The organism is Sedimentitalea nanhaiensis DSM 24252 (assembly GCF_000473225.1).
Lineage (GTDB): Bacteria > Pseudomonadota > Alphaproteobacteria > Rhodobacterales > Rhodobacteraceae > Sedimentitalea > Sedimentitalea nanhaiensis.
Genome location: NZ_AXBG01000001.1, coordinates 48,548 through 55,854 on the forward strand (window position 1 = coordinate 48,548; position 7,307 = coordinate 55,854).

Genomic DNA, 7,307 nt, shown 5'->3' on the forward strand with positions numbered 1-7,307 from the left:
GTGGTCTGACATTCTGTTAATTGTTCACGGAAACTCCAAAGTACATCCGCCAGACGCGAAGCCCAAGCCAACCGATCCCGGACAGAAACAAGCCCATCGGAACTGCGATCGCAATGCCGCCGGGCACCCCAAGGTCCTTGCCGATGTCGGCCACGGGAATGACCGCCCCGTGAAAGGCGTAGATCGGCAGGGCCAAAGCTCCGGTGACGATCAGGAATTTCAGACCTGTCCGCACCCCCCCGGGCCATGAGGACCAATGCGATATGGCACGTGTGGCCAACCCCAAAAGGGTCACGACAAGCGCCGCATAAAAAACATAACCCGCAAGGGATCTGTGGAACCCGCCCAGAGGATCCGCCAGCGCCTGTATTCCGCCGTGCTCGATACCGATCAGCACAGCCACCGCCGCAATCCCCGCCCCGGTCACGGCGGCGGTTCTTGCGGCCTTGGCCGCCTCCGTCTGACGCGCGTACCAAATTCCCGCAGCGAGCCCCAAAAGGACAAGCCCCCCGATCCTGGGAACGCTGTAATGCCCCACCGCGAGCAGTTTCAGAAGCTCTAGTGGCGACCCCAGAGAGTCCGGCGGCATCAGCGGCCGGAGCATCAGGTAAACAGACCAAAGCAACACCGCTCCCAGCAGACAATCCGCATAGGGACGGTCCCGCCGGGCGATCAGCCGCATCACAGGAAAGGCCAGCGCCAGCGCCACCAGATAGAAGGTGAGCACACCGTAAAACAGAACCGCAATCTGTTCGGCCGACAGCATGTGCCCCTGATACAGTTTCAGACGTAGCCCCAGCACCAGTGCCAGCAGCAGCGCCGCCGCCCCGACCAGCAGCCAGGATTGGCGCAAGCGTCTGCGCACCGCGGCAGGACGATCGAGAACATTGGGAAAAAGAAAGAACCCTAGCCCAAGGCCGAAAACCGTGGCAAACCCGGGTGTTCCCATACGATAGAACGGCCCCATGATCCGGGCGGTCGCCTCCTCAAGACCAAGACGTGCAAAGACGCCCGGGGCCCAATGCGCGAACAGCACCGACAGCACCATGAGGCCACGCACCAGGTTCAGCGCCCAGCTGCGGATCGTCGCATCCGGAAATCCGTCCCGCACTTCGGCCCCGGCCAGCTCGGCCAGGGTGCGCCCCTCCAACGTGCCTTTGACAACGGCATTGGGATACCCGTCGGATTCCATCGTCAGGCCAATCTGCATCGCGCTGAGGGAATCGCCGCCCAGATCGTAAAAGCTGTCATCGGGGCGGATCAGGGTATCCCCGACCACCCGGCGCCATGCCTTGGCAATCCGGGCCTGTTCCGGGCTCAGGTCGACCTGCTCTGCCTGAACCGGCCCGGCAGGGGGCACGGGAACAAGATCCCGCAGCCTGCGGCGCTGGACCTTGTCTGTTCCGGTGGTCGGCAACTGGGAAACCTCGATGCGGCGCAAGGCACCGTCAGCCTCGACTCCGCGTTCCCGCAGTGCAATCCGTGTTGCTTCCTCCACCAGAGCCGGATTGACATCCGGCATCTGGACCACGGCCAACAGGACAATCTCGCCGCGCAAGGCATCGGACCCCGCCCCGATCGCGAATGAGCCGGGTTTCGCATGAATCAACTCCCGAACCCGTGCCTCCAAAGCTTCGGCGCCAACCTTGATCCCGGCCACGTTGATCTGGTCATCCAACCGCCCGTCGTACCAGAGCACCCCATCTTCATACCGGCCCTGATCCTTGGTCACGAGCCAGCCATCGCCATCCACCAGAGGAAGGATCGCGCCATCATCGGTGACTGTGCCGGTCGCGACATGCGGCCCCCGGATCCGAATACTGCCATCGGGTCCGATTTCGATCTCGACCTCTCCGGTCGGATCGCCGACAGAGCCCAGGACATCGTCCGGGGCGGAATCGATGCACAGAAACGTCGTGCGTGATGCCTCGGTCAGACCATAGTGCTGGACGATGCGGGCGTTCGGGAACAGGCGGCGCATCCCGGCCTTTTCCTCGGCGCTCATGGCCTGGCTGCCGATTTCGATCCAGCGGATCGCCCGGCCCGCATCGCCAATGATGCCGGGATTGGCAAGAACCAGACGCCACAGCGCGGGCACCGCAGAAATCGCGTTGATTTCTCCGGCGGCGGCCATCCGCGCGATCTCGGAGGGATCGAAGCGTTCGGGCAGGAAAAAGGCACCGCCCGCCGCCGCAACCGCCCGCGCGCGGCCCAGACCGAATGAATAGGTCACCGGAACACCGATGTATTCCCGGATACTGTCATCGACCTCCATGACCCGGTTGAGGCGCACAACCACATCCGCAAGGTTGCGATGGGTTATGGCGATGGCCTTGGGGCGGCCTTCCGTTCCGGAGGTGAAAACGATCTGCGCAATCGCCTCGGAGAAATCCGGCTTGTAGTTCAGTTGCCCCCAGCCAAAGCGTTCCTCCACCGGTTCCGGATCCTGCGGCGACATGGCCTGAATCGCAGGATGCTCGATTGTATCCCGCTCGATGCAAAAGGGGGTGCTCCGACTGTAAAGTTCAAAAGCCTTCTCAAGAAACGAGAGTGAATTTTTCGCCCGAATGCGAACCAGATGATCCAGTCGGCTTACACTCATGTTTTTTCGCTCGTCACCATGGTTTACGAATTATCTCATGCCTTGGTACCTTTACAAATCCGGAGACCGGCAAGCACAAAAACACTGATTGTTCAAACGAACACAAAGACCGCAACGGCAGGGTCATTCCCCGAACGGATCCCGATAGATCCCCAGCTTCTGTTTCAGCGCCAGCCACAGGAAGGGCGGGTTTTCAATGATATAGCGGCGGAACCGAACGCGGGGTTGTTTGATCAGGCGATAGAACCATTCCAGCCCAGCATCCGTCACCCACGGCGCGGGGCGGGGCAAGGTGCCTGCCTCGTAATCGATGGTGCCGCCCAAAGGCAGCCACAGCTTCACCCCCGGCATCCTGTCGCGATATTTGACAATGAACTTCTCTTGCCGCCCGCCGCCAAGACCGACCAGGCAGGCGGAGGCACCGGACGCATTGATCGCCTCGATCACGCGCTCGATCTCGCCTTCGCGGGTCTCGAGGTCAAAGGCCGGGGCATCGGTGCCGACGATGATGTCGCGGCCGACCTTCCTGTTGATCCGCTCGCGCGCCAGCTCGGCGATCCCCGGCTTGCCGCCGCACAGAAACACGGTCACCTCCGGATTGTCCTTGTGGTGCATGTAAAAGCGCGGGAAATAGTCGCTGCCTGACACGCGCTCTTGCACCGGTGTGCCAAGCAGCTTGAGAACGGCATACATGATCTGGCTGTCGCATGTGATCACATCGAACTTGTCCAGCAGGTCATAGAACGCACGGTCGTGCTGCAGCTTCATCATCATGTCCACATGCAGCGTCAGCATGGACCCCTCGGGAAAATCCCTGACCAGGGCGTCCATGGACAGATCGTTCACCCACGCATTCAGCAGCGGCACACGCTTAAGCTCTCCCAAGCCCGCAGCCGGTACCACGTCGCGACAATTGTCCTTCATGTGAAAGCGCCTTTCGTTCTGTCGACCCCAGAAGGGGCAAGCGAAATGCCCTCCGCCGAAAAAACACAACTTATGGTAGAGCAAATCAAGAGTGCGTTAATCTTTGAGTAACAAGACGAACCCATCCTCTCCCCGCCGAACCCTGCCTTTTCCAAGTGCTGCTCAGACATGATCGAAATCGTTCACCCTTCAGAAATCGGCCGGCACTGCCGCGAAAATGCCCCTGACGTATCGGGCATTCAGCCCATCCTTGCAACTGCATTGGGGCCACATTGAGACTGAAGCACAGCGACCAAAGGGCAATTCTGCACTGTACTGACGGGACCGCAGAGCGGGAAAAGGAATCCCGAAACTCGGGTGACGCAGGGTCATCTTTCCCGTTAAAGATGAACCATCGGCGAAAACCCGCAGATAGCGCGCGTATTCGGATCTCCCCATTCCGAAATCGGATCGTTGCCCGTACAAGGCGGGCGCGACGCGTCCTGCATCGCATCACACTCACGAGAACAGGCAGAGCAAATGACACGAGCAGACAGGTTATCCTGTGGCACACCTTGCCATGGCGAAACGTAAACGGACCGACACCACCTGACCATCTTGGCATCAAACAGCCTCCACCCGCAGGGGTTCCGGTTGCCGAATGGATCGAGAAACATAAAACACACACAAAAAAAACAGCCTGCGGCAGTTCGGAAGAATGATCGGCTGACGCGCAGGCCATAAAAACTTGGGACAAACATATGCCTTGGACTTCCAACCTTTCTTTTTCTTGGTCAAAGCCCCCCTCCTGGCAGGACATGCTTGCCTGGAGACGCGGATTGGACACCGCCGCCCCGGAGCCGGAAGAACCAGAAGTCGAACTGCCAAGGCCGCCCGAAGAGCCGGAAGTCGAGCTGCCAGAGCCGCCCGAGGTCGTCACTCCCGAGGTCCCGGAAGAGCCGGGAGTCGAACTCCCAAGACCGCCGGAAGAACCCGAAGAGCCGGAAGTCGAACTGCCAAGGCCGCCCGAAGAGCCCGAAGAGCCGGAAGACCCGGAAGTCGAACCGCCAGAGCCGCCCGAGGTCGATAATGGAGGGCAGATTGAACCTGTCTCGTTAAGCCAAGGGGCGACTGCCGCCGTCGCTGGTGGGCGGGTGACCGTGTTTGCGGTCGACGCTACGCAGAACATTCGACGCTACGCAGAACATCGCTTCGATCCAGATCACCAATGGCCCCGCGCACGGAAATGTCACGGTCAATCCCGACAACACGCTGGCCCTGGTCATGTCGGGCAGCGACTACAGCGGAGCACTCTCGTTCGACTTTAAAATCACCTATGCCAATGGCACCACCGAGACCCGCAGCGCGGCGCTGGATGTTGCCGCCCCCGAACAGGACGCCGGCTGGGGTGAAGGCAAGCACTACATGCTGGAGACCGATGCACAGGGCGATCTGGTCGTCGAAACCGGCGACAATCACCGCAAGGTCTATGTCTCGGGCAGCGACGGCGCGCTGACAGCTGCCGACATCGCCGCCCGCGAAGGCGTCAGCGAGGGTACGGTCACCGGAAAGTGGCTGATGGATCATCCGGAATACGGTGGCTCGGAAGACATGGCCCTGGCCACGGATGTCGGCATGGACCTGTGGGATGCGCTCCTCTACCCCTCCGGCGGAACTCCGACCATTGCATCGCATTGGCTGATGTTCGAAAAGGGCTATACCTATGAAAATGCCGGACGGCTGATCGGTGTGGCCGCATCGGGGGAAAGCCCGCTGCATCCGCTCTATGTATCGTCATGGGGCGAAGGTGATCGGCCAGTACTAACCGACCCGATCAAGATCTACCAGCTCGAAAGCCAGAATGTCGTGTTCGACGATATCGCACCGCAAGGCGGTATCCTGAGCCTGGGCGGTGAAAACATCATCGTCAACAACAGTCAAGTCTCCGACGGTGGCGGGATTATAAACATCCAGAATACGGAAGGTTTTACCCTCCGCGATTCCGACCTCTCACACATCCTCAACCCAGCGCAAACCGATGGGTATTGGTCCGGAGGCGGAACCGCCTTTTTCTCGACCAACACAACTGGCATCCTCATGGAAGGCAACATCATCCACCACAATGGCTGGGAGGACGATTACCTGCCGGACGGATCCACTGAAGGTGGTGTGCCGCCCACCATGTTCTCCCACGGTGTTTATCTTCAAAACGACACCTCTGATGTCACCGCGCGCGACAATATCATCTCGCAGGCGAGCTCAGTGGGAGTCCAGTTCCGGGGCGGCGCATTCATCGAAGACAACGTTTTTGTCGACAACAATGTCGCCGTGAACATGATGGGCGGCATCTATGAATCGCAGGGCGATGGCCCGATCGGAAATTTCACTTTCTTCACCGACAATGTGGTGACCTCCGGGGCGCACAAGGAATGGACCCATGGCGCTGTCGGCGGTCGGACCCTGGGCGTGGAAGTTAAGGCCATCGACACCACGCTGCTGGACAACATCATCGCGCATCTCGCAGATCCGGACAATCCGGAAGAACTGGCAAGAAAAACGGTCACCCATGATGCGCTGCAAATTCGAAACGAAACAGTCTATGACGATACTATCATCTACAATTGGGCAGGCGGCGGTTGGGTCAGCCCATCCTCTGTCACAGACAACGGCAAAGTGACGGACACAGACCTCGCAGACCAGACCACGATCCAGAGATTTGCGGCAGAGGTTCTGGGTCAGGACAAGGCCACCATCGCCGAACTGATGGAAGCCATCTTGGCAGATGAGGTCGATGTAACGGCGGATGATATCATCGCCTATTTCCAGAACGGGTTCGGTGTCGAAGCCAGCGGCAACGGCAGCGCCACCAGCCATCGCTTCATTCCGAACGCTCTGGCCGATGGCATCCGCTGGGACAACCGTATCAACTGGAACAACGAGGAACTGCCCGACAACGGCGACCGCGTCGATCTGGGCGGCAACCACGTGCAATACGGCGGCACCACGCAGCTGGACGATCTGGACCTGGGCGGCGGCGCACTCTACGTCAACAGCGGCAAGCTCAGCGTCGAGGATACATTGGCCTCCAGCGGAGACGCGGGCCTGATCCAGACCATCAACGCCGGACAGTTCTGGACCGACGGCTATGCCGGCAACCAGGTGCTGACGCTCCAGGTGGATGGCGGGCGCTTTGCCAATACCGGCGACGTCACTGGCAAGACCCTGCTGCAGGCCACTGATGGGCAAACCCTGCTGGCGACCTCGGGCGCCACCTACAAGGTCACCAACGGCAGCCAGCTGATCATCGACGGCTCGGACGCCCGAATCGGATTTGACGGTGCCAGCAGCGGCGATGCCAAACTGCAAATGCAGAACGGCAGCACGCTGACCTTCAAGGGCGATGCCGACGGGTTCTCGACCATCGAGGAATTCCGTTCCGGTGCCTGGGATCAGGCCGGAAGCCCGGTCAAATCAAGCGTCACGCTGGACGGCACCTTGCGGATCGACCTGTCCGACTATGACGGTGGGGCCGGGTCGCACACCCTGATCGCGGTGGACGAACTGCTGGGCCAGCTGGACAAGATCGAGTTCATCGGACTGGGCAACGGTCTGGACGCCGATCTGGTGGTCGACCACGCCACCGACACCGTCCGGCTCGATATCAGCTCGGGCAGTGGCCAGGGCGTGACGGATATCATCGACAATGTCGCGCCTGCCGTCGGGCCGGTCGTTTCCGATCTGACCGATGACATCGGTTTGCCGACCGAAGACCAGGTCTGGTTGCTTTCCTGACCCGACCACA

3 protein-coding genes are annotated in these 7,307 nt (G+C 60.3%); 1 reads left to right on the top strand and 2 read right to left on the bottom strand.

Translation table 11 applies throughout. The annotated features are described in order from the left end of the window. Window positions 1–16: 16 nt before the first annotated feature. Window positions 17–2,602 carry an AMP-binding protein gene (locus tag NANH_RS27275; protein WP_051372161.1) on the bottom strand — a complete coding sequence of 862 codons (2,586 nt, stop codon included), beginning with the start codon at window positions 2,600–2,602 and terminating at the stop codon, window positions 17–19. Window positions 2,603–2,725: 123 nt separating this feature from the next. Beyond that, window positions 2,726–3,526 carry a WecB/TagA/CpsF family glycosyltransferase gene (locus NANH_RS0100220; protein ID WP_051372162.1) on the bottom strand — a complete coding sequence of 267 codons (801 nt, stop codon included), beginning with the start codon at window positions 3,524–3,526 and terminating at the stop codon, window positions 2,726–2,728. A 1,143-nt stretch (window positions 3,527–4,669) separates the two neighbouring features. On the opposite strand from NANH_RS0100220, the gene NANH_RS0100225 reads away from it, so the two are divergent. After that, on the top strand, window positions 4,670–7,297 hold the full coding sequence (locus NANH_RS0100225; RefSeq protein ID WP_027260250.1) for a right-handed parallel beta-helix repeat-containing protein: 2,628 nt from the start codon (window positions 4,670–4,672) through the stop codon (window positions 7,295–7,297). Window positions 7,298–7,307: the final 10 nt, after the last annotated feature.